Source organism: Microcoleus sp. B5-D4 (assembly GCF_036705145.1).
Classification (GTDB): Bacteria; Cyanobacteriota; Cyanobacteriia; order Cyanobacteriales; family Microcoleaceae; genus Microcoleus.
Genome location: NZ_JAUBTV010000001.1, coordinates 185,732 through 207,917 on the forward strand (window position 1 = coordinate 185,732; position 22,186 = coordinate 207,917).

The window sequence follows — 22,186 nt, forward strand, 5'->3', positions numbered from 1 at the left end:
GCTGCTAGTTTTTGGTGGTTTAAAACAGGAACCAGCAAACCTTACGAAAATAGAAACTAGAAGGCATTTGGCATTCGTAAATAAAAAATAATGAATCCAAAGATTTTTATTTTTATCTTGGCCGTCTAAAATTTTACCTTCTGCCAAATGCCCTCAGAAGGGACTTGTCCCGCAGGCACTCACAATTCCCGACCACTGGACTTTTTTAAGTCGATCGCGGCGGTAGGAAAAAAAGTGAGCCGAGTCAGAATAAGTACAGAAAGGAGCGATCGCCACTTGAGAAACATCGATTCCCAACTGCTGCAATTGCAGAGCATTGCAGAGGCGAACATCCAAGCGTACTTTTCCCGGTTCTGGATCGGCTAAGACAGGCGTTTCTGGCAGTTGGTGCAAAAACTCGCAGATGCCGTCGGCTGTCGCACTAACGCCACTCTTAGGAGCAATAGTGGCTCCCAGTTCCGCTGCTACTTCCACAGATACCTGGTAAACCTTTCCAGCGATCGCCGGCCCCATAGCAATCTTCAGATTTTCTAGTTGACTGCCTTGTGCCACAAGTTGAGCGATCGCCTCTGGTAATATCTTAGCAGCAGTCCCGCGCCAACCCGCGTGAACTGCCGCAACCAGTCCCGTGCGATCGTCAGCAATCAGCACCGGCACACAGTCAGCCGAGCACACCCACAGCGCCTCCAATTCTCGCTCGGCCACCAAGCCATCAGCCTCAGCATAGCTTGGGACATCGGTTTCCGGGCCCGGAGCCACAACCGGGGACAACTCACTCGTTTTGAGTACCGCATTGCCGTGTACCTGTTGGAGTCGGTAAACCTTAGCTCCAGGTGCGAGAACTGCCGTCAGATCGATCGGCCCCTGGGGCGAGAAATCGCGAGTAAAAAAGCCGTGAGACCAGCGAGAAAGCAAGCTGCAAGTCAGATAAGGCAAGCCTTGCCAGCTCTGCCAGTCCCAACTGATACCGTCAGGTTGTCCGGTGCATTCAGAGTCAGGAAAATTTGTCAAGCGATCGCCAGCTAAAGTCATGAAAACCCATCCCTCCCCAAGCGAATCATTTAGCTTGTATTCTAAACAATCAAAAATTTTGTCCGCGAAGTTTAAAGGCAGGGCCAGGTTTCAGGAAAAAATCACGATGAGTCGGCGGTTTTAGGACGACTCACATCTTGCACCATTCTCGCTTAAAAGGCTGGACGGCCTGTTCCACAAAGAGTAGATTTGGGAGCATCTCATATTTGTAAAAACACTTATTCTGGCTTCTTCCTCCTTCCTTCTTCCTCTTTCCTCCTGACTCCTGACTCCAATTTTGGGCTTGGCTGCTTTCATTGAGATCCTCCCGTAGATTTTCTTTTGGGGAGTAGGGGTTGGGCAGGAGAGCCCGCCCTGAAAAGATTATTGAGAATGGTGCAATATTTCAGGACGACCGACTGCGCCGAAATTTTGCATAACCCGAGAAATCTAGGCAACTAATTAACATAGACGAACGCCAAAGCGCTATCATCAGTGTGGCCCTAAGACACTTTTACGCAAGTGCCATCGGGATCAAAAAAACCGGATATCGATCGCGACTGAATGTGCAAGGCATTCGAGCTTGTTCTAGGGGCAAAAAAAATTGCCTCAAGCCCGGTAAAATCAGTTAGGCCTGTATATAAAGACAAGGATTGCCATACATTCGATCCTGACTTCGAGATCCTTGTGCCCCCTGTTGAGTTGGGAAAAAAAATCGTGAAACCAGTTCCAGACAAGCAAATAACAGCCCACTTGAACACCAAACAGCAAAAAAAGAACCCTACAGGCGCCCGGACTCGATCGCGCCTTTTGTCCGATCGCTCACTGCTGGTGGGACTGGGTTGCCTTGCCAGTCTGGGACTGCTCAGCAAAGGCCTAGTTTGGGCCCAAGCCGAAACTCCGCCCGCAGAACAAGCCGTCCCCGGCGCAGCAGACCTCCAGCCATTATTTGAAGCTCCTCTCCCGCCCCCGGAACCCGAATTCAGCCAAGGGTCGCCAGAACCCTACCCTGAACCGCAGGCAGAAGTTCCGCCGTCAGAGCCTTTCGATGCCCAACCGCCGTCAGAGCCGGAGTACGCCAGCGAACCACCTCCCACCCAATATTATCTGCCAGAGCCAGCGCTGATTCCTTTGCCAGAAGCGACGGCCCAGGAGCCGCCTTTTGAAGCGCCAGTTAACCCAGCCCACGCTGAAATCGACCAAACAGACTACAGTGTTGGCGCTACCACCCAGTACGAAGAGTACGAAGCGCCAACCAGAATAGAGTTTGCAGAACGATCGACCGGCTGCGAAGGAGAAGGCGGTTTGTGCGCGCCTCCTCCTGTTTCCGAGCCAGTGACGGCAGATGCCGGAGAACCAAACTACAGCCCGGAAACTCCGATCGCAGACGACGGCTATATTGCAGCCCCTCCTCCTCGAAATCTGCCAGAAAGCCTTCCGGGCGAGGTTCGGGGAACTGTTGCCGGAAATAGTAGCGGAAATCCTGTGAGTAAACTCGGTCAAGCCGTTCAACAAATAGGCACCCAGGTTTGGGGGAGTTCAAACCCGCCGGAATCTGCTTACGCACCCCCACGCTACTCGGCTAACGCTGGATACTCCGCAGACACCGGCTACTCGGCTAACATCGGATACTCCGCAGACACTGGATACTCCGCAGACACTGGGTATTATGCCGGATCTGCATCTTACGGCGGCGGCGCTCCAGCGCCCAGCATGGGACTTGGGCCGGTTCAAGTCGGTGCCGTTAGTGTCAGCAGCGGCAGCAATACCGGTTTTGCTTACTACAATCTCACGCCGCGTCCCCCAGGCCTGCCCGGAAATGGCAACACCAGCTTGCTGTTTCCGCTATCTATTGCTTCGGCAATTACTTCGCCCTTTGGGTGGCGGACTCATCCAGTTCTGGGCTACGGCAGGTTTCACACCGGAACTGACTTGGGAGCCCCGATGGGAACGCCCGTACTGGCGGCCTATGCGGGTCAAGTGGCGATCGCAGATTGGTTGGGCGGCTACGGTTTGACGGTGGTTCTCAACCACAGCAAAAATTCTCAGGAAACTCTCTACGCCCACCTTTCGGAACTTTTTGTGAAACCGGGAGAGTTCGTGAAACAGGGAGATACGATCGGCCGCGTCGGCAGTACGGGAATGTCTACAGGGCCTCACCTTCACTTTGAGGTTCGGCAAATGACTGACCAGGGTTGGGTGGCGATCGACCCAGGTTCTCAGCTAGAATTCGCTCTGGCAAAAATGATCGGCAGTTTGGAAACCGCCAAAGTACCGCAAATGCCGAAAATGGTGGAAATACAAACCGCTAGCGGACTCAAGGATTTGGAAAACGATCTCCCCCAGCTTCCACCTCTGCCGCTGGGAATGGACATCGAAGTTCACAACCTCCAGCCGCCATTCCCCGAACTGTTAAAAGCTGACATTTCTAAGCCCAAAGATCCCGAAGCAGTCAAACAACCCAAAACTCAGAAGCAAGCTAACAGGTAAAAATTGGGGATTGCGTAGATAAATTTTCTTGTGGAACGGTCGAAAAGCCCAACCCCTACTCCCCACAAGAAAATTTATGTTTTGTGCAACGAGCTCGCGTGTCCGTTACTTTTCCTCGTTACCAGGCTCTTTCGGGTAACGAGGAAAAACTGATAAAAAATGGTAACTTGCAGCTTATGCTAATAGCGCAGCATTTGTGGGAATTAATTTTATTTCTAATTATTCTAGTTGGCCCGATTCCCTTAAGCTTGTCTCTTGCCTTCGAGAATCAGAAAGAAAACAATAACTATTCATTTCCCCATTTTCTCCTCGTACTCCTGACGGGATGGAGTATTGCCCAAGTTTGTATCGGCTTGATTTTAGGAAGTGCCGATCGACTAAATATTGCTGCGGTGATTATAGCAGAAATTCTGATTTGTGCGATCGGCTTCATCCTGATTTATACCAAAAACCACAAAACTTTTACCTTCTCGCAGTGGCCGATTCCCCAACTCAAGCAACCTCTGGGATTATCCGAATCCCTAATTATTGTTGCCACGGCTGTTGCAGGATTTGTGCTGTTAGAAACTCTCGCAAGCAAACCCACAACCAATTATGATTCATTGTGGTTTCACCTGCCTGCGATCGCCCGATGGTATCAAACCCATTCATTTACCTTATTAGATGCCGCCGGAAATTGGATTTTCGATCACGAGCAAGCACGAGTATATCCCTACAATTGGCACGTTTTGTCTGCTTTGTGTTTGCTGCCCTTCCGAGAAGATTTTCTCACAGCTTTTCCCCTGCTAATTGCGTGGGTACTTGAGGGAATTGCCGTTTATCTGTTGAGCGTAAAATTTGGAGCCACCCGAATTCACGGTATGGCAGCAGCATCTTTAGTCTTGACAGTACCGATGGTGCTCAACCAAGTTAACACCATTCACCCAGACTTACCGCTAGCTGCAATATTTACAGTGGGTTTGTATCTAGGTTTATCCTATCATAGCAGCCGATCGCAATCCGAACTTTCCCTATTTTTGGCAGCCACAGGAATGCTAGCCGGAATAAAAATTACGGGGATAGTCTATGCAGCCTCACTTTTAGGAGGATTAGCAATATTAGAAATTAAAAGATTCGCGGTTAATAAAAATTCCACACCAGATAAATTTAGAATTCGCCACTTTCTCAAACCAGTGTTACTGTGCGGCATAGCTTGTTGCTTGCTTTTAGGATGTTTTTGGTATGCGAGAAACTTGCTGCACATCAATTATCCTGTCGCCGATGCCAGCGATATTAAAGTTCCCTTACAGCCTGTTCCCTTACCGTCTCCAGTACCTGCGCCCACACCTCCCATACAGCAGCCCACACCTATCCTACCTGCGCCGCCCGCTTCGCCGTCTTTCAATGCTTGGCAAAGCACTTTACTAGCTCAATTTAATCCCAGCAATATTTCCCACTGGCAAACTGTCGGCTTACAAATTATCATTAGGTTGCAACTGCCCTTTCTGGCGATCGCACTTCAGGTATTGGCAGCACCTCTGGCTTTTATCCAGGGTAAAACCAGAATAATTAATCAAAATAATATTATTTTAATTATACTTCTCGCCAGCACAGGAATTCTGTATCTAATTACACCTTACACGTCCGGTACTGCCGGAGAGTCGATCGGTCAACTCAGCCCTATACTCGGTTTTAACCTCAGATACGGATTTACCTTTTTAAGCGTACTCGCCATCGCCGCAGCCGCTACAGCCACTCTCTTGAAAACTCCAAATCTAGTTGTTATGACAGTGGTTTTGGTTAGTGGTTTGTTGGGAATTACTAGCAACACAATTTTTGATTATATTAAAAATGCTTCTTTCACCGGAGATAGTATTGTTTGGGGGAGTTTGTTGATTGACAATTTGAAGTCTAACCCAAGACAAGCTATTAATACTATCGGAAAAATATTAGGCCCCAGTTGGCCATATATATTACCATATCCGATCTTTTATCTTGTGTCAGTGACGCTGGCTGCAATATGGTTGAAAATCAATCCTGGCTATAGATGGCTGAATCATCTATTTCCCACCCGAAAAAAATCGATTTACCTAGTGATAATTGGTGTCTGTATAGGATTAATAGTAATTGGTCATTGGAGGGAAAAGCGAGATGTTGCACGTACAGAACTCTATCGCGGTATTTACGAATATATTGATAAAAATACAGTACCAGATGAAAGAATAGGATTCTGTTTAAGTTCGCGCAGCTACCTGTTTTACGGGAGAAATTTGGACAGACAAGTTTTATATGTACCATTTAGAGCCGATCGACTTTCGGCATGGATTGACAACCTGCGGCAAAATAAAATTAGGACTGTGGGATTCGGGCCCCTGACTGAGACAGACTCAGCTACCAGAAAAGCTTTATCTTGGCTGACAAGTGCCCAGGGCCCGCTGCAACCAGTTTTCGGTAAAGATGTTAATACTGAGTCGGTGCTATATCGCTTGAAAAATTAAAAGTTATTAGTTATCATGAACCAAGCTAAAACTCTATTTTCAATTATTGTTCCGACCTACAATCGCCCCGATAAATTAGCGGCCTGTATTCAGTCTTTTGTTGAAATTGAATATCCGCGCGATAAATTTCAAGTTATCGTCGTCAACGATAGCACCGAAATCTCTGTCGAAAATACAATTTCCCCTTTTCAAAATCAGCTAAATATCACACTGCTGACACAACCCAACTCCGGCCCTGCAACGGCGCGAAATACTGGATATTTTGCCGCAGAAGGCAAATTTTTAGTGTTTACAGACGATGACTGTACTGTGGGGGTAGATTGGCTGCAAAATCTGGAAAAGCGATTTGTGGAAACACCAGATTGCTTAATCGGAGGTCGCACTGTAAACGCGCTGCCGGATAACATTTATTCTACTGCCAGCCAGCAACTGATCGATTACCTTTACAGTTACTATAATGCTATTGGCGATCGCGCACAATTTTTCACTTCTAACAATTTTGCCCTTCCCGCTGAGGCTTTCCAAAAAATCGGCGGCTTTGACACGACTTTTTCTCTAGCGGCTGGAGAAGACCGGGAATTTTGCGATCGGTGGTTGCATTCGGGCCATGCCGCCATTTACGCTCCCGAAGTTATAGTTTATCACTCACACGCACTAACTCTTCGCAAATTTTGGAAACAGCAATTCAATTATGGTAGAGGTGCTTTTTTGTTTCAGCAAATGATCTCGAAACGCGGGGCTAATGGGAAATTACAACATCCGTCATTTTATTTGAATTTGCTAACTTATCCATTTTTCCACGCACCGGGCTTTCACAAGCTATTAATTGCTGCCTTGTTTTTGGTTTCTCAGGTGGGAATTGCGGCGGGATTGTTTTGGGAGAAAAACAATTTTGTTGAGGAATAGAGTGGGATTATTGAACCGCAGAGAACGCAGAGAACGCAGAGAGAGAAGTAAGAGTTAGTAGGGTGCGTCTGCTTTTAGTCGTCAATTATGGATAAAATAATTCGCGGATTACGCACCCTACAACTACAAGTTTATTCTTTAGACCTCTTGCAAAAAAAAATATGTGTTATCCTTAAAAGTCGGCTCAAGTTGAAGTCAAACTTTGAATTATTGGGTTGATTGGCATCTCCTTAAACTTGCCGGGCCTGCTAGATTATAAAATTGGCTAAACTTTCGATAATAGCACAAAATTATTGTGCAAGAGGTCTATTGTTGTGTAAGATATTTGGTCAGTTCTGAAACTTCACCAGCGCGTTGCCAGTCACCCTCTCCTCGCCTAACTTTTGTGCGAGCCGTAATTTTCTGAACTTCCCAGAGTTGCAATTTGCTGTAGGGTCCCTCTGCTTTACCCGATCGGAACACGTACCAGTCAGCAACTTCGGGAGTCGCTTGTCTCACAGGTCGCATCCGAGTTGCTCCAGCGTCAGCCCTGAGTTGATTGAGGTCTTGTTCTATTGGATTTGCAGCAGGTGCGGTGGAATTCTGCGATCGTCTTTCTTGCTTAGCCGCCCGTCGCTGACGCGCCCAAAGATCATATTGATAGAGGTAAGCGGAAGTTATTGTCATTCCGATGGGGATTAGAGCAAATCTCACCTGAATCATGGCCTGCCTCAGTTCGTAGGAATTATTGTTGTAGGCATCAAGCCTGCTAGGTGCGGGGATTACCGAAAATACAACAAAGCTTACGAGGATAGAAGTCACAAAACTAATAATGAAAGCATTTAACCCTTCTTTCCAATGTGGCTTCTTTGAACTAGACCAAGTAGTTAGATGCTGGCGCAAATTATCAAATGAAGGTTTTTGAGGCAAATGCGTCAGCAGTAAATTTGCACCGGACGTAAAAACCCAGTGGAAGAAGCTAAATAAAAGCGCTACCCAGATCCAAGCTCCAATCAAAATGGGAACAAGACTGTCACCAGTTTGTAAAGGAAATTGAGCCTTGACCGTGGAAGTGAAAGCGTAGCTGAGGACAAAACCCTTTAAACATGAGATAGGATAAGGCAACCACGCGGGCCATGATGGAATTTTCATGAGCTTGCAATTAGGAGTTCGTTTGTGTAGTAGCTTTCAACCCCCGAGTTTTATCTTAGCAAGGTGCGCCGCGCGCACCCGAAGATTAAATAAATCCGTGTTCTGCTAAGAATTCTGGTGTAATTGTTCCCAAACTGTTGATTGCCGGGGTTTCTTCCCACGGTTCGGGATGGGATTTTGAGCCGCTGCGGAGAAATTTGGCGACATATTTGCCCAGAATATCTGCTTCTAAGTTTACTAAACTTCCTGGTTGTAAATAGCTGAGGTTTGTCTCACCAAAACTGTGGGGAATGACAGCAACTTCAAACCAATTGCCGTCAGCATCGCAATCTGCCACGGTTAAGCTGATGCCGTTGACGGCGATGCTGCCCTTGGAAACGATGTAAGGTGCGATTTGACGTTGCCATCCCGAATTTGCTACAGGTGGGGCAGTAAACCGCATATCCCAAGCGTTGGCGGTTTGGGTGGATGTTGCTAAAGTGCCGATCGCATCTACGTGCCCCGTCACAAAATGTCCCCCCAATTTGCTACCGGCGCGCAGGGAGGTTTCTAGATTCACCAAAGCATCGGGGAATGATCCCAGAGTAGTGCGGCGGAGGGTTTCTGGGGAAGCGACGGCGACAAAACCTTGCGGCAGAACTTCCACTACCGTCAAACAGACTCCATCCACGGCTACGCTGTCCCCAATGGCTAAATCTTGTAAAATCTGGTAGGAGTTGTTTGATGTGCAGGAAATTTGGAAATAATCGTTGCCTAGCGACTTCAGCTTTCCGAGAGATTGAATTAGTCCTGTAAACATAAGTATTTTTCCGTAGTCGATCGCTTATTTACATCAAACCATAGGGACAAACCAGACGCAGGAGGTTTTGCCGTCCCCCTGTCCCCCGGAGTCAATCGAAAATCTAAAATCTCAAATCTAAAATCGATAGTCCCAGATCAGTTGCAGATTCAGGCGAAGATCGAGTCATACTGGATTTAGGTCATCTTTATGTCCGAGTTTTCTACCGCCTTGCAGTTTCTTAATTCTGTCAGTAACCCAGCCCTAAAACCAGGGACTGAGCTTGTAAGAGCAATCGAAGCAAGCTGTGCTGACGGGCCTCAGCCTTAACTGGCTACGTTATTTGAGTCACGACACTCCTTGAATGCGACGCTAGTTTTCCGCTCTGTCATTTGCAATTAAACAGTCTTAAGGTCACTGAGACAGTGTTGCAAGTCTAACAAGCTCTCATAACATTGACCGACAAGCGAACATTACCCCGAAAGGGAGCCGGAGACAACCATATCTCCAAAGAGGGGCAACCATACCCCTCTACCCCCGAAAGGGGAAAGGGGATTCAAGGTGGTGCTCACTGAGCGTAGTCGAATGTGTTGAAACCGCCCATGTTGTTTCCCTCTCAGGACTAAAGTCTCTGAGTTTCCCACTTACCGAGCATTTTTATGATTGAAATGAAAGTCGCTGGAATTGCCTTAGATGCAGCCACGCGCAGTCCTATTGTCCTATTGAGAGACGCTACTGAGCGACGGGCTTTGCCTATTTATATCGGTCAGGAGCAAGCAAAGGCTATTATTAGCGCGATCGAAGGCCACAAGCCTCCTCGGCCCTTAACTCACGATCTGATGGTCAATTTTTTAGAGGCATGGAGTCTTACCTTGGAGCGCATAGTTATTCACTCGCTGCAAGATAACACGTTCTATGCCGTGCTGATCGTCCGTCAGGGAGAAGTTAAAAAAGAGATCGATGCCCGACCTAGCGACGCGATCGCCCTAGCCCTGCGAACGAACTGCCCCATCTGGGTGATGGAAGAAGTCGTCGCCGATGCTTCGATACCGGTCGATCGAGATGCTGATGAGGCCGAACGCCGGGCCTTCCGGGAATTTATCTCAAACCTCCGTCCAGAGGATTTGATTAAGAGAAGCGGCTTTAGCCCGGGCGAAACTTCCTAACATTTATGCGCTATCGACGGTTTGGCAAAACGGAGTTGCACCTGTCTGTATTTTCCTTGGGAACCATGCGCTATTTGGCTTCTGAGGAAACTGCCTGTCAGACTGTAAAACAGGCGGTGTCTCTGGGAATCAATCACCTGGAAACTGCGGCTGGTTACGGTTGCAGCGAGGAATATCTTGGCGCGGCCCTTTCGGCTGGTTTGTCTGTCGATCGATCGCGCCTTCACGTCACTACAAAAATTTCCCCAACCGAGGATGCAGCTGCAATGGAACGCTGCATCGACGCATCCCTCAAACGTCTGAATTTAGACTATATCGATTGTCTGGCAATTCACGGTTTGAATACTTGGGAACATTTGGCGATTGTGCGATCGGCCACAGGCTGTATGCAAGCGGTACGCAAAGCCCTCGCCGATGGTCGCATTCGGCACGTCGGCTTTTCGACTCACGGGCCTCTGGATCTGATTTTGACCGCAATCAATACAGATTTGTTTGAATTTGTCAATCTGCATTATTACTATTTTTTTCAGCGCAACGCCCCGGCAATTGAACTCGCCAAAGACAAAGATATGGGCGTTTTCATCATTTCCCCGGCAGATAAAGGAGGGCAACTCTACACGCCCCCGGAAACTCTCGCAAAATTGTGCTCGCCTTTCTCGCCCTTAGAGTTGAACTATCGATTTTTACTCAGCGATACGAGGATTGGGACTTTGAGTGTGGGGCCTGCAAATGCGACAGAATTAGAGCAACCCCTGAAATATTGCGATTGCGACTTTCCCCTCACCAATGCCGAAATCGCTGCGTTCGATCGGCTAGAATCGGTTATGGCAGCCACTTTGAAAACCGACAAATGCAGCCAGTGCTATGCCTGTTTGCCTTGCCCGGAAAACATCAACATTCCCGAAGTATTGCGACTCCGCAATCTCGCCGTCGGGTGCGACATGACTGACTTTGGCAAATACCGCTACGCCATGTTTGAAAATGCCGGACACTGGTTTCCCGGTAGCAAAGGCAACCGCTGCACCGATTGTGGCGAATGTTTGCCCCGGTGTCCCGAAGAGTTAGACATCCCAACTTTGCTCAAAGATACTCACCAGCGACTGGGCGGCAAAGCAGGCAGGCGGTTGTGGGATTGAAACAAAGGTGAAGCAGGGAAAAGGTCGATCGAGCGTATCTAAAGTTTTGCAATAATTACGCTAAACTTTGGTTTAACCTTACATCTTGCACCATTCTCCAGAACAGGCAAGATGCCTGTTCCACAAAGAATTAATTTCTTGTGGGGAGTAGGGGTTGGGCAGGATGCCCACCCATAAAAACCTGATTGAGAATGGTGCAACATCTCTGTTTAACTGAATTTACGATACAGTCGATCGATAAACTACTTCGTTTTACGACAGTATGTGAGAGCATCCCGATTTTGCAAAAAGCGTTTTTGAGGAATGGGAGTATCTTGCACAGCCAAGCCTACATCTAACTGCGAGCACTCCTGTGAAAGCACTCGTTTGGATGCTCCGAACCAACTGTAAATAGGAGCCGATAGTATATGTAAAAACAGCTAAATAAGATAATCTGATTAATACCTAGAAACTGATTTATTTGAGAATGTCCCAGTCATTTTATTGCTTGGTTGGCGGCGAGAGGCAACAATTTTATGATGATATCATGTCCGCTCGATTAACCATAATATCCCAGTAGGGGCGGGTTTTTGAGATTGTCAATTATTGGCAAGGCAGGTATTGTTGGTGAGGGGAACCCCTACAAAAATCGCTGTCGCTCGACCGGATAGGATATGAGTGATTAACCGAACTCGATATAAAATCTAAAATCGTTCAACTGAGCGCTCACGCCGAAGTCTAAAATCTAAAATCTAAAATCTAAAATCTAAACTTGATTGCCTTCCCGATTAATTGATCGCCTGTCATCTATAACCGATCCCGCATCTACTACTATGGCTCATACTCAGTTAAACGACAGCCAGCCAAATTGTCTGCAGCAAACTAAAGTTGCGACTTCCGAAAGAAGATTGAAAGCAGCTTTCAAGCCGTGTACCTACAACTTATCTGTTACCAGAAAACAGCTAATCGGACTGCTGACTTTACAAACAATCTTGCCCGTCGGACTAACGGCTGCAGCACTTTGGCTAACATCGGCAGTTGGAAGCAATCAACTGCAAAATCAAGCTAAATCAGAACTGAGCCTTAGTGAAATTAACTACAATCTCCAACTCGATCGCGCCGCCGACCGTTTGCAAAACTCCTCTGACAGCAAAACGATCGCCCAAATAGCCTTATCTTACAACAGCGGTAAAAAAGTATCAGATTTGCAAAAATCTGTCAAGCAAATTCTAGAAAATCAAGTCAAAACAGGGGAAATAGACAGCGCGGCCTTAGTTGGAAAAAACAGGCAGATAGTGGTTAGCGTCAACTCTAACCAGAAGGGAAAAAGTTTTAACCTGCAAAAAATAGTCGATCGAGTATTCGCTACAAAAAACCCAATTACAGCTACCGAAATCATTGCCAAATCGGAAGATCAGGAACAATTGGGATCTTTGTCGCCCGGAAAGGGATCTCGACCTGTTCTCCTGCACTACGCAGCAATTCCCATAAAAGATCCCAAAAATCAGACAGTGATTGCGGCCTTAGTTTTAGGAAAAATTATCAGCAAAACTTCGGCAGTTGCTAGCACCGAAACCCTCAATTTACAGGGCGGAGGATATCAGGCTATCTACGCACCGCTGGCTGACGGCAAATTTGTCTTGGCAAGTTGGCCAGCAGTTACAAAAAACCAACAGTTACCAGACTTGCTGGCAGAGAAATCGCTGCTGAAATCTGCACTCGCCGCCGGCGGCAAACCAGTCGCCGGAAACGTACAAACAGGCAGTCAAACTCATGCAGTAGCTGCCAAATCCCTCGGCAATTTAGCCGGGAAACCCGCAGCAATTTTAGTGCGATTTATCCCCAAAACCTCGATCGCAACTTGGTGGGAAAACAACTGGCTGCTGGCCATGTCTGCGACTGCCATTGTTCCCTTCGCCTTGGGAGTTGCCGTCACTCGCCGGATTGCCAAACCCGCTAACTCGGATTTATCAACAGCAGAGGGGAATTGGGCATTTAACTCCACCGCCGAACCGCAGCGATCGCGGACATTTGATATAATTTATGACAATTTAAATTTCGGCGAATTCCCCGATTTATTTCCCAAAAAATCGAGTTTAGATGGTCAATTAGCCGTAGATTTTCGATATAATAAAAAATTGGCGGGCGCTCGCCCGATCGCAAATCCCCACATCCCGCTCGCTTTCCAACCCCTAGAATTGCCCGAAAACTCCGTCTCAAACCAGTCGCGGCAGGTAAATACAGAAAATACAGAATTAGAAAAAAGCGCGATCGCCTTAAATCTAGTCCAGGAAGCTTGGCAAGACTTAAATCGCCTCAACTTGGAATTGCAGCCAGAAATACTCGATCGCCAAAACACTCAAAAAGCCCTGCGAAAGAGCGAAGCACTGCTGCAAGCGATTTTAGACAACTCAACAGCAGTAATTTACATCAAAGACCTTGACGGAAAATACCTGCTCACCAACCGCCATTTTGACAATTTGTTCGACATCACCAAAGAGCAAATAACAGGTAAAACTGATGGCGATATTTTTCCCCTAGACTCTTCAGCAGCCTTGCGAGAAAACGACCTGAAAGTTCTCGAATCCTCCTCGCCTCTAACCATCGAAGAAATCATCCCTCAAGACGACGGCCCGCACACTTATATTTCTCTGAAATTTCCCCTCTGCAACTCCAAAGGTAAAGCTTATGCAGTCGGTACAATTTCTACAGATGTGAGCGATCGCAAACTGGCCGAACTCACCCTAGAAAAAGCCAAAGCAGAACTAGAAATAGAAGTCGAACAGCGCACCCTATTCCTCAAACAAGCCAACGAACTCTTGCGGTTTGAACTCGCCGCCAGAGTCCGCGGCGCCATCACAGTCAGACAAATGACGGCTCAAGTAGCCCGACACGCCAGAACAGTTGACGGCATTCTCGGCGCTTCTCTTGACCTAATTTTTCTAGTAGATCGATCGGGAAAATACACCTATGTCAGCCGCACCGCCGCTCAAGCTGCCGGCATGAACCCCAGAGAAATGATTGGCAAAACCTGGCAGGAATTAGGCTGGTCGCCAACAATTATGCAGCGGGTTCACCAAGAATGCGACGGCCTATTTGCCACAGCCGAGCCCGTGAAAGGCGAAGTAATTGTCCCCACGGCAAGCTGGGGAACCCGCGACTACGAGTACATTCTCAGCCCGCTTTGTGCGACAGACGGCAGCGTCGAAGCGGTGGTGGCGACACTGCGGGATATCACCGAACGCAAAGACGCTGAGGAAGCATGGCAGTTGGCCAAAGAAGCCGCAGAACTCGCCAACCGCGCCAAGAGTGCTTTTCTGGCAAACATGAGCCACGAGTTACGCACTCCCCTCAACGCGATTATCGGCTACAGCGATATGCTAGCGGAAGATGCCGAAGAGTTAGGCAACTTACAGGTAGTCTCGGATTTAGACAAAATTCGCACTGCTGGCAAACACTTGCTGCGCCTAATTGACGACATTCTAGACATTTCCAAAATTGAAGCTGACAAGATGGAGATTTACCTCGAAAGCTTCGATGTTGGAGGCTTAATCGAGGAGGTGGTAACAACTATCAAACCGCTAATGGATAAAAACGGCAATACTTTGGAAGTATTGAGTTCTGACAATATCGGCGCCATGCACGGCGATTTGATGAAAGTGCGACAGGTAATGCTGAATTTGCTCAGCAATGCTGCTAAATTTTCTGCTAATGGGAGGATCGTGCTTACTGTCGAAAGAATTACCAGTGAAGAATTAAAAAATAAATATCAACCGAGAGTTGCTCAAATGTTAATTTTGGATGCAGATTTTTTAATTTTCCGAGTGACGGACACGGGTATCGGCATGACATTAGAGCAGCAAGAGCGCCTGTTCCAACCTTTCACTCAAGCGGACAATTCAACTACTCGCAAGTACGGCGGTACGGGTTTGGGGTTGGCTATCAGTCAGCGTTTTTGTCAGATGATGGGCGGCGATATTGAAGTTACTAGCGAGTTAGATTGCGGTTCTACTTTTACTGCTTGTCTGCCTGCTTCATTGTTTAGGCGATCGGAATTTTAACAATGAAAGCAGCAGCAATAAGAGTCGGGGGTTGAAACCGCTACTATACAAACAATGTCCGCCTCCGCGGACTGAATAATAATAAAATTAACTTGTTCCCAGGCTCTAGCCTGGGAACCTAAATCTAGAGGCTCTGCCTCGCTTGGAAACATGGAGGCAGAGCCTCCGGATCTGCGTTACTAGGCTCCAGCCTAGTAACGAGTAATTTAAAAAATTATCTGCGTTTATCCGTGTTTATCTGCCTTACATCTGCGGTTTCTGTATCAATGAATGATTTATGCAATCTTGTCTAATAATATGATGAATTACCACAATTTTAGCCACAGAAATCAAGTTTACCGCCGCAGGCACGGCATTTTGACAAAAAGTTTATTTTTGTTCCCGATCGCCTGTGCTGCGTGCCTCGGAGCCTTCCTGTGGGAGCAATCTGCGGCTTTTTCCCAGGAGCCTGTCTGCCCGACTGGCAGCGCTGTTAATTTCCCGTCGCCCCCGCTTTCGCAAACGGAAAAAAGCGTGCCGAGTCTGTGGTTAGCTCAAAAACAGTTTGGCGGAAAATTGCTCGATCGCTGGTTTGTCGATCCCGGTAATACTTGGGTAATTATCATAGTCAACCGCCAACTTTGGAGTTTGCTCGATTATATGGAACGCTATCAGTTTGTTAACCGCTTTGGCACTGTCGCCAACGATTATGGTTACAATGTGCGAGTTTGCAACCGTCAAGGCACTGCTTTGGCAGTTTATTCGTGCAAGGGCGATCGGCTTGACTGTCGGATTGAGTTAGAATCTCTCTCAAATCCAGGTCTTCGAGGAAGGGTGAAAGGCTTTTAGTAGGGTGCGTCAGCCGCGAGTAATTTTCTGGATAATCGATAAATCAAGAGCTGACGCACAGTGCATTTGAGTTGACAAATGCAGTTTATAATACGTAGTAAAAAATGAAAACAAACCTTGATCTTCCTGCTGAATTAGAACCGTTTCGCCAAGAAATTGAAAGTTCAGAAAAGCCTGTTATCAAAATCACTTACGAACGAAAGGGGACTGATTTCTGGTCAAGCAAATTTGGCGGAGTGCCTTACTTGCCGAAAGGTTACGATTTTCCCAAAGATAGTGATGGAAAATATATGCACCTTTTGGCACAACTCAATTTTGAGGAAATCTTTGCCCAAGTGCCATATTTAGCGCCTTTCCCCAAAAAAGGAATTTTGCAGTTTTATATCGGTGACACAGATTTGTATGGCATGGATTTAGACAATTTGGAGAACCAAAAAGATTTTAAAATATTGTATTTTCCCGAAACTGACACAAATAATTGTCAAACACATTTTGCTTTTTTGTTGGATCAAGAACTTAAGGAATTTTCACCTCTAAACTATAAATACGTGAATAATCCGCAAGAATGTTTGGCTTTACAGTTTAGTCCTGACTATGAGTGGGTTTGCCCAGAAGACTATCAAATTACTAAGATTTTGGAAGCACCAAAAATTAAACAATTCTTTGATATAATTGAGGTAGATGATTACAAATTAAATGATTGGTATTATGATAATTTATACGAGATTCACCATAAAATAGGGGGATACGGCTACTTTACGCAAACTGACCCTCGTGAGTATAGCCCGCAATACCAAGACCATAAAATTGTAGTCTTACACATGATTAGTGATGATGAAATTTGTTGGGGTGATGATGGAGTAGGCAACTTTTTGATTCGTGCTGAGGACTTAGAAAAATTAGATTTTTCTCAGGTGATTTATAATTACGATTGTTATTGAAATTAAAATACTAACACTTTCCGCTCCTGCGGTTTTGTTTGTTATTTCACTGCCGTTTGTTGCTTTGCTACACACACAAGGCTGGTGACTGCCGAACCCTACGGTTTAAGGTGCGTCAGTTTTGATAATTTTCTCGGCGCTTTTGGACTGGTGACTGACGCACCCTACATTTTAACTTCTCACTACTTGCCTAGTTTCTTGCCAGAGCGATCGATATTGCTGAATACCCGCATCCCCAAAAGGCAGCAGAAAGTCGCTAGCAGCAAGAATCTTAGCATCCGGCAACAACACAGAATTAGTACGAACAGCTTCCGGCAAATCTTCGGGTTTCATGCCGACAATTATCGGCGAACTAGCCTTAGCCAGCAAAGATAATTGAGGAGCAACCCGAGGTTGTAAGCAAAAATCAATCCATTTCTCCACTAAAGAAACTGGATTCCCTGATGCTGGTTGTACCCACAAATCTGTCCAAAGTGCAGTTCCCGAAACCGGAACTACTAAAGCAATATCCTTTTGAGTTTGCAGCAGCGGCAGCAAGTCCCCAGAGGAACCTACTGCCAACCAAGTATCGCCTAAAATTAATGGTTGCAGGTAAGCGTCCGAACTATAAAATTTAACTTGTTGGTGCAAATTTGCGAGTTCTTTTTTGAGATTTGGGACTTGATCTAATTGCTGCGTATTGTAAGATTTCCCTAGTTTTTTTAATGTTAAACCGATAACTTCTCTGGCACTGTCTGGCAAAGAAATTCGATCGCGCAATTCGACTCGCCACAAGTCTTTCCAATCTGTCGGAGTCCACCCCAAAGACTTGAATTTATCTGTTCGATAGGCAATTACTGTACTTCCCCAGCGGTAAGGTGCAGCCCACACTTTACCTTGAGGATCTAATTTACCCTCATCGTTGCGCCGGACGAGTTTTTGCCATCTTTCGGGCAATTGTGGCCAATTAACAAACTTAGCAGGATCGATCGGCTTAATCAATTTTTGCCGAATTGCCAAAGTCAGCCAGTAATCTCCCAACATCACCAAGTTAGCTTGATTTTTTGATTCGGGAACCCGTTTCCACTCCTGCAACAGGGCGAATAATTCTTTTAATTGTGCTTCTTGCGTTACCTGCAAAAGCGGAGACGGTTGTACATCGCGGCTAAATTTGCTTACCAGTTGGGCCGGAATACCGTTTTTGAGCGATCGAATTTTGAGAATGGGCTTCGAGTCGCACCCTGCCGCCAATTGGCTTAAAGTTAGGGTGGCGGCCCCCAATAGCAAAGACCTTCGTTTCACCTGTCAATCCGCTTTTCTAAATATTGACCAATCGTTTTGTGTTCTACAGCCCCGGAAATAATTGTTTGTCGAGTCCGGTAGTTGGCGCCGATTTGTTTTATTTCTTTTTCAAACACAGAGCCATTGTACTCGGTTCTGCTGCGCTGTGAGTCTGTTTGAGTCTTGCCCTGATTTTACCTTCTACCTGGTCGATCGAGCTTTCCGATGCCGAAAACTCCCTCAACTTAACGCCTAATTTCTGTGCGAAAAGTTCCTTTGAGCCAGTTTTGCTCGCCAGCCGGGTCGATCGACTGCATCTGTGTTACATTTTTTAACTATTCGAGGGGGTCTGGGGGAGCAATAAGTCCCACACCATAATCTTTGATTTGGTGTTGCGATACATGGACGCCCCCAGACCGATTTTATCCGGTCAATCAGGCGTGAAATCGGTAGCATATGTAGGTTTATAGACCCGTAGTTCTGTGTTAGAGTTGACTGTATGACTCTTATCATGAACTACTGCTACCGAATTTATCCCGACGCCAACCAAGAAGAAACGATGCTTCATTGGTTGGAAATTTATCGCAAGGTTTATAACTACGCTTTGCGAGAAATCAAAGATTGGGTCAATTCGCGTAAATGTAGTTTGGATTATTGTTCGCTGGAGAGAGAATACATCATTCCAGCCGACAAGCCATTCCCTACCTATTACGCTCAACAGAACGAACTTCCCAAAGCGAAGAAAAAGTTCCCGTTGTTGGGCGAAGCCCCTTCTCAAGTTCTGCAAACTACCATTCGCAGATTGCATGATGCTTGGAATTATTTTCAGTCGCGGGGGCGCAGGCTTTCCTCGCTTCAAGAAGTTTGGACAAATCAAGTCCATGCTGTTTCCTCAATTCAAAATCAACCCCATTACGGGATGGCAGATAAGCTTGCCCAAAGTTGGGAAGATGCCTATCAACTTGCATCGACCTATCCCAGAGGGGTTTGTGGTTAAGCAAGCACGGGTTTTGAGGAAAGCTGATAGGTGGTTCGTTGTAGTGACAATTGAGTCTGATATGTCGATACCTGACGCTCAACCGCAGGTCGATGCGCTGGGTATCGATTTGGGACTGTCCAAGTTTTTGACAACCTCGGATAAAGAGTTTATTGCTAGACCCCGATTCTTGACATCTTTGTACCGCAAGCTGGAATTGCTGCAACGTAAGTATGCCAGAACGAAAAAGGGTTCTAAGAACCGTGAGAAAGCTCGAATCAAGGTTGCCAGATTCCACAACCACATCGCTAGAGTTCGGAAGGATTGGCAATTCAAACTGGCTAACCATTTGTGTACCAAGGAAGGTATTGGGATGGTCTTTGTTGAGGACTTGAACTTGAAAGCGATGTCCAGGGGGATGTTGAGAAAACATACCTTGGATGCTGCTTTTGGTCAATTTCTCAATCTGTTGGAGTGGGTGGCTAAAAAGCATCAAATCTACTTCCTCCGGGTCAATCCAGATGGAACATCTCAAACTTGCCCGTCGAGTGCAACACGCATACGGGTAAAAAAGAGCTTTCCGAACGAGTTCATAGATGTGGTGAGTGCGGATACGAAACAGATAGAGATCATGCAGCATCAGAAGTCATTAGGTTGCGTGGTTTGGAACTCATCAGTACGCAAGGACTTTGCGGAATAGAAAACGCCTATGCAGTCGGTCTGCCGGGGATTGATGAAAGTCAGTCGGCGTCAGAGGCGAAATCCCGCAAGGGGAAAACTAGGAAAACCCAGCAGTGATGTTGGGAAGCCCACACCATAATCTTTGATTTGGTGTGGGAGGATGTCACTAACTAAAAAAACTAAAAATCCACTCATCTGAATCCTGAAAGCACGGGCGAGAGCGAAGTCAATCTAATAGGACGCTCTGCGATCCCACTCTCAGAAACCAGACGTTTTAACTCTGATTGAAGGTTTGAACCAAGAATGGGGGTTAACCCACCCGGTTGCTCTGTCCAAGACTATGTAAAACCTAAAATCTAAAATCTACAATCGACTCACCAATGGCGAGCGATTATCTTCAAGCTGGCTCCCTAAATCTACCGTCAGGATTAGGAACACAACAATTACGTCAAAAATTAAATAATTTAGTGATAAATCCAAGTTATGTAAAGATTTACCTAAAATGTAAAGATATTAAGTTACGAGCCAAAGGATGATTGTATGGAAGCGCTCCGCCAGCAAGTTACAGTATTGAGCCAACAAGTCGAGGCCCTCTACAAACTCATAGAAAACCTCAATGAAAAGCTCTTGGAGTCTGCCAAGGAGACGAAGCTGACCCAGCAACAGAGAAACGATCGCTCTGGAACGGTAGGAAATGACAAAACCTCGCCCTATAAAAGCTACAGCAGTCTCGACGGCCTCCTCGAACACAAAGACATACTGTTAGATGACAGCTACTTCGACAAAAATTCTCAAAGCTTGGAAAAAGAGCTGAGCGCAGAGATTCAAATCCAGCGCTTAACAGCTCAGCTAACAGCAGCTTACAATCGAATTGCCGCCTTGGAAGAACAGTTGCTCTCCAAAAGAATGCACTCGCAACATCTAGGCGGGCCTAATTAAATATTGCTACCGGGTATCGGGTATTAATTTCAGAAAAAATACAATTTTCGTCGATTTATGCTCGTCTACTTATAGAGTGATTGTAGGGAGTTTTTGGTCTCGCACAAGTAGGATGGAAATAGCATATTAAGGCGAGATTTGGTATAGAAATAGCAATCCTCTTTGTTTGGTGAACAAGATTTTTTTTGATGAACCGCAGAGGGCACAGAGGGCGCAGAGAGAGAGCAGAAAGAGCAGAAAGAGCAGAAAGAGCAGAAAGAGAGAAGTTCGCAAATCCGGGATCGATTGCTATAACTACGTACTTAATTTTTAACTTCACACCGCGAGGCTAAAGCTTCAACAGCGTGGAGGAGTTGAGTTGGAGTCCAATTTGCAGTCAAGCCACTGGCGATCGCACACGCTCCCGCACCGACACCTTCCTTAACATAGCCGCGATCGTAAGCTTGCAGTTGCCCGTAGCGAGATCCAGCAAAACTTAGCTGCGCCGCCAACAGAGGCACACCGCCGATATCATTCGCAAGTCCTACAGTGTCTCCTGTAGGGTCTTGGGCCACCCAGCGCGTAGTCCCCACCGCAACTTGTTCGGGACGCCATAGCAGAGCATATTCACGGGCTAAGGCTTGCATCAAAGCGTACACTGCCAGCATTTGCGTACCCCCAGCCAGAAGCACCCCGCAAGTCCGACTCGCGGCGATCGCCATTCCCGCCACCGCTATTTGCATCGGATCGCCTACCGCCGCTACCAATTCCAAGGGAGTGCTGTTTTGTCCGCCCATTTCCCACTCGGCATTATTGAGTCCCGCTGTCACTGCAGCCAATTTTTGAGCGTGATTGCAGCGAGGATGAGAACTATTAACTTTGCCCGCCGCTGCAATACCCAAACCCATTAACACGCCCAAAGCAGTAGTCGTTCCCCCAACTACGCACTCCCCTAAAATTAAATAGCTACCATTAGTTTGAGCAGCCAATTTAGCTCCCCAAATTAATCCTTGTTCGAGCAAATGTTTGACTGTTTCGAGTTCTAAAGCATTCCCAGAAATCAGACACTTTGCCGGAGTGCCGCCCAAATCAATTGCAGGTACGGGAGGTGGGAGGGGCAAACCAGCATTAAATAGGTAAAGCGGAAGTTCCAAAGCTTCGACTACAGCGCGAGATATTAGTACGGGCGAGGCACCCGCTTCTAGGGGCGGCAAAGGATATTGGGGCGACGGTTGGGGGCCGTTATACAAAAATTCTGCATCGGCTAAACAAGTAAATTGTCGATCGTGCGGGGTTGCTCCTGCTGCTGAAATCCCCGGAATTAAGCCAGTAGCGGTAAATCCTAACACGCAGGCAAATATCGGTTTTCGTCCCCGATAGCGATCGAGCCATCGCTGCCCCTGTTCTATTTCTGTATAAATACCAATCATAAATTAGTCATTAGTCA

General features: G+C 46.7%; 16 protein-coding genes and 1 pseudogene. 11 read left to right on the forward strand and 6 right to left on the reverse strand.

The features are described 5' to 3' along the window. Positions 1 to 153: 153 nt before the first annotated feature. Positions 154 to 1,032, reverse strand: coding sequence for a peptidoglycan editing factor PgeF (pgeF, locus tag QUB10_RS00740; RefSeq protein ID WP_333198588.1), 879 nt, complete (start codon positions 1,030 to 1,032; stop codon positions 154 to 156). 696 nt (positions 1,033 to 1,728) lie between these two features. On the opposite strand from pgeF, the gene QUB10_RS00745 reads away from it, so the two are divergent. The 3 genes from QUB10_RS00745 to QUB10_RS00755 all read left to right on the forward strand — a co-directional run bounded on the left by QUB10_RS00745 (position 1,729) and on the right by QUB10_RS00755 (position 6,884). Next, positions 1,729 to 3,501: a peptidoglycan DD-metalloendopeptidase family protein gene (locus tag QUB10_RS00745; protein ID WP_333198590.1), complete on the forward strand. Its 1,773-nt coding sequence runs from the start codon at positions 1,729 to 1,731 to the stop codon at positions 3,499 to 3,501. An 83-nt stretch (positions 3,502 to 3,584) separates the two neighbouring features. Beyond that, complete coding sequence (locus QUB10_RS00750) at positions 3,585 to 5,978, forward strand: hypothetical protein (RefSeq protein ID WP_333198592.1); 2,394 nt, start codon at positions 3,585 to 3,587, stop codon at positions 5,976 to 5,978. A gap of 15 nt (positions 5,979 to 5,993) precedes the next feature. After that, positions 5,994 to 6,884 carry a glycosyltransferase gene (locus tag QUB10_RS00755; protein WP_333198594.1) on the forward strand — a complete coding sequence of 297 codons (891 nt, stop codon included), beginning with the start codon at positions 5,994 to 5,996 and terminating at the stop codon, positions 6,882 to 6,884. 306 nt (positions 6,885 to 7,190) lie between these two features. Here the strand turns inward: QUB10_RS00755 and QUB10_RS00760 are convergent, their stop codons facing one another. Further along, positions 7,191 to 8,015, reverse strand: coding sequence for a DUF4339 domain-containing protein (locus tag QUB10_RS00760; RefSeq protein WP_333198596.1), 825 nt, complete (start codon positions 8,013 to 8,015; stop codon positions 7,191 to 7,193). A gap of 85 nt (positions 8,016 to 8,100) precedes the next feature. After that, positions 8,101 to 8,814 carry a riboflavin synthase gene (ribE, locus tag QUB10_RS00765; RefSeq protein ID WP_333198598.1) on the reverse strand — a complete coding sequence of 238 codons (714 nt, stop codon included), beginning with the start codon at positions 8,812 to 8,814 and terminating at the stop codon, positions 8,101 to 8,103. Positions 8,815 to 9,452: 638 nt separating this feature from the next. Between ribE and QUB10_RS00770 the strand changes: the two genes are divergently transcribed. The 5 genes from QUB10_RS00770 (at position 9,453) to QUB10_RS00790 (ending at position 16,904) form a co-directional block, all read left to right on the forward strand. Beyond that, the gene (locus tag QUB10_RS00770) at positions 9,453 to 9,959 is read left to right on the forward strand and encodes a bifunctional nuclease family protein (RefSeq protein WP_006635481.1); all 507 of its coding nucleotides are present in this window, start codon (positions 9,453 to 9,455) and stop codon (positions 9,957 to 9,959) included. Positions 9,960 to 9,964: 5 nt separating this feature from the next. After that, a complete protein-coding gene (locus QUB10_RS00775; protein ID WP_333198600.1) occupies positions 9,965 to 11,095 on the forward strand; it encodes an aldo/keto reductase in 1,131 nt (376 codons plus the stop codon). A gap of 755 nt (positions 11,096 to 11,850) precedes the next feature. After that, positions 11,851 to 15,135: a PAS domain-containing protein gene (locus QUB10_RS00780; RefSeq protein ID WP_333198602.1), complete on the forward strand. Its 3,285-nt coding sequence runs from the start codon at positions 11,851 to 11,853 to the stop codon at positions 15,133 to 15,135. A gap of 300 nt (positions 15,136 to 15,435) precedes the next feature. Beyond that, positions 15,436 to 15,963, forward strand: a complete 528-nt coding sequence (locus QUB10_RS00785) for a hypothetical protein (RefSeq protein WP_333198604.1) — start codon at positions 15,436 to 15,438, stop codon at positions 15,961 to 15,963. A gap of 104 nt (positions 15,964 to 16,067) precedes the next feature. Continuing rightward, positions 16,068 to 16,904, forward strand: a complete 837-nt coding sequence (locus QUB10_RS00790) for a DUF1963 domain-containing protein (protein WP_333198606.1) — start codon at positions 16,068 to 16,070, stop codon at positions 16,902 to 16,904. A 171-nt stretch (positions 16,905 to 17,075) separates the two neighbouring features. Here the strand turns inward: QUB10_RS00790 and QUB10_RS00795 are convergent, their stop codons facing one another. Together QUB10_RS00795 and QUB10_RS00800 are read right to left on the reverse strand one after the other, a co-directional pair. Continuing rightward, entirely contained in the window at positions 17,076 to 18,185 is a 1,110-nt protein-coding gene (locus QUB10_RS00795) for an extracellular solute-binding protein (RefSeq protein WP_333198608.1), read from the reverse strand. After that, a pseudogene (locus tag QUB10_RS00800) lies at positions 18,182 to 18,310 on the reverse strand (phycobiliprotein lyase); the annotation flags it as partial. The pseudogene QUB10_RS00800 and the gene QUB10_RS00795, both read right to left, overlap by 4 nt. 30 nt (positions 18,311 to 18,340) lie before the next feature. On the opposite strand from QUB10_RS00800, the gene QUB10_RS00805 reads away from it, so the two are divergent. The 3 genes from QUB10_RS00805 to QUB10_RS00815 all read left to right on the forward strand — a co-directional run bounded on the left by QUB10_RS00805 (position 18,341) and on the right by QUB10_RS00815 (position 20,760). Further along, positions 18,341 to 18,499, forward strand: a complete 159-nt coding sequence (locus QUB10_RS00805) for a hypothetical protein (protein ID WP_333198610.1) — start codon at positions 18,341 to 18,343, stop codon at positions 18,497 to 18,499. A gap of 474 nt (positions 18,500 to 18,973) precedes the next feature. Next, positions 18,974 to 19,840: a transposase gene (locus QUB10_RS00810; RefSeq protein ID WP_333198612.1), complete on the forward strand. Its 867-nt coding sequence runs from the start codon at positions 18,974 to 18,976 to the stop codon at positions 19,838 to 19,840. 521 nt (positions 19,841 to 20,361) lie between these two features. Beyond that, entirely contained in the window at positions 20,362 to 20,760 is a 399-nt protein-coding gene (locus QUB10_RS00815) for a hypothetical protein (protein WP_333198614.1), read from the forward strand. Positions 20,761 to 21,062: 302 nt separating this feature from the next. On the opposite strand, the gene cobT is transcribed toward QUB10_RS00815, so the two are convergent. Then, complete coding sequence (cobT, locus tag QUB10_RS00820; protein WP_333198617.1) at positions 21,063 to 22,169, reverse strand: nicotinate mononucleotide-dependent phosphoribosyltransferase CobT; 1,107 nt, start codon at positions 22,167 to 22,169, stop codon at positions 21,063 to 21,065. Between the last annotated feature and the right edge of the window lie 17 nt (positions 22,170 to 22,186).

Excerpts from the sequence above, each read along its gene's own strand:
- pgeF (WP_333198588.1), bottom strand. The coding sequence starts at position 1,032 with ATGACTTTAGCTGGCGATCGCTTGACAAATTTTCCTGACTCTGAATGC.
- QUB10_RS00755 (WP_333198594.1), top strand. The coding sequence starts at position 5,994 with ATGAACCAAGCTAAAACTCTATTTTCAATTATTGTTCCGACCTACAAT.
- QUB10_RS00760 (WP_333198596.1), bottom strand. The coding sequence starts at position 8,015 with ATGAAAATTCCATCATGGCCCGCGTGGTTGCCTTATCCTATCTCATGT.
- ribE (WP_333198598.1), bottom strand. The coding sequence starts at position 8,814 with ATGTTTACAGGACTAATTCAATCTCTCGGAAAGCTGAAGTCGCTAGGC.
- QUB10_RS00770 (WP_006635481.1), top strand. The coding sequence starts at position 9,453 with ATGATTGAAATGAAAGTCGCTGGAATTGCCTTAGATGCAGCCACGCGC.
- QUB10_RS00775 (WP_333198600.1), top strand. The coding sequence starts at position 9,965 with ATGCGCTATCGACGGTTTGGCAAAACGGAGTTGCACCTGTCTGTATTT.
- QUB10_RS00785 (WP_333198604.1), top strand. The coding sequence starts at position 15,436 with ATGAATTACCACAATTTTAGCCACAGAAATCAAGTTTACCGCCGCAGG.
- QUB10_RS00790 (WP_333198606.1), top strand. The coding sequence starts at position 16,068 with ATGAAAACAAACCTTGATCTTCCTGCTGAATTAGAACCGTTTCGCCAA.
- QUB10_RS00810 (WP_333198612.1), top strand. The coding sequence starts at position 18,974 with ATGCTTGGAATTATTTTCAGTCGCGGGGGCGCAGGCTTTCCTCGCTTC.
- QUB10_RS00815 (WP_333198614.1), top strand. The coding sequence starts at position 20,362 with ATGGAAGCGCTCCGCCAGCAAGTTACAGTATTGAGCCAACAAGTCGAG.
- cobT (WP_333198617.1), bottom strand. The coding sequence starts at position 22,169 with ATGATTGGTATTTATACAGAAATAGAACAGGGGCAGCGATGGCTCGAT.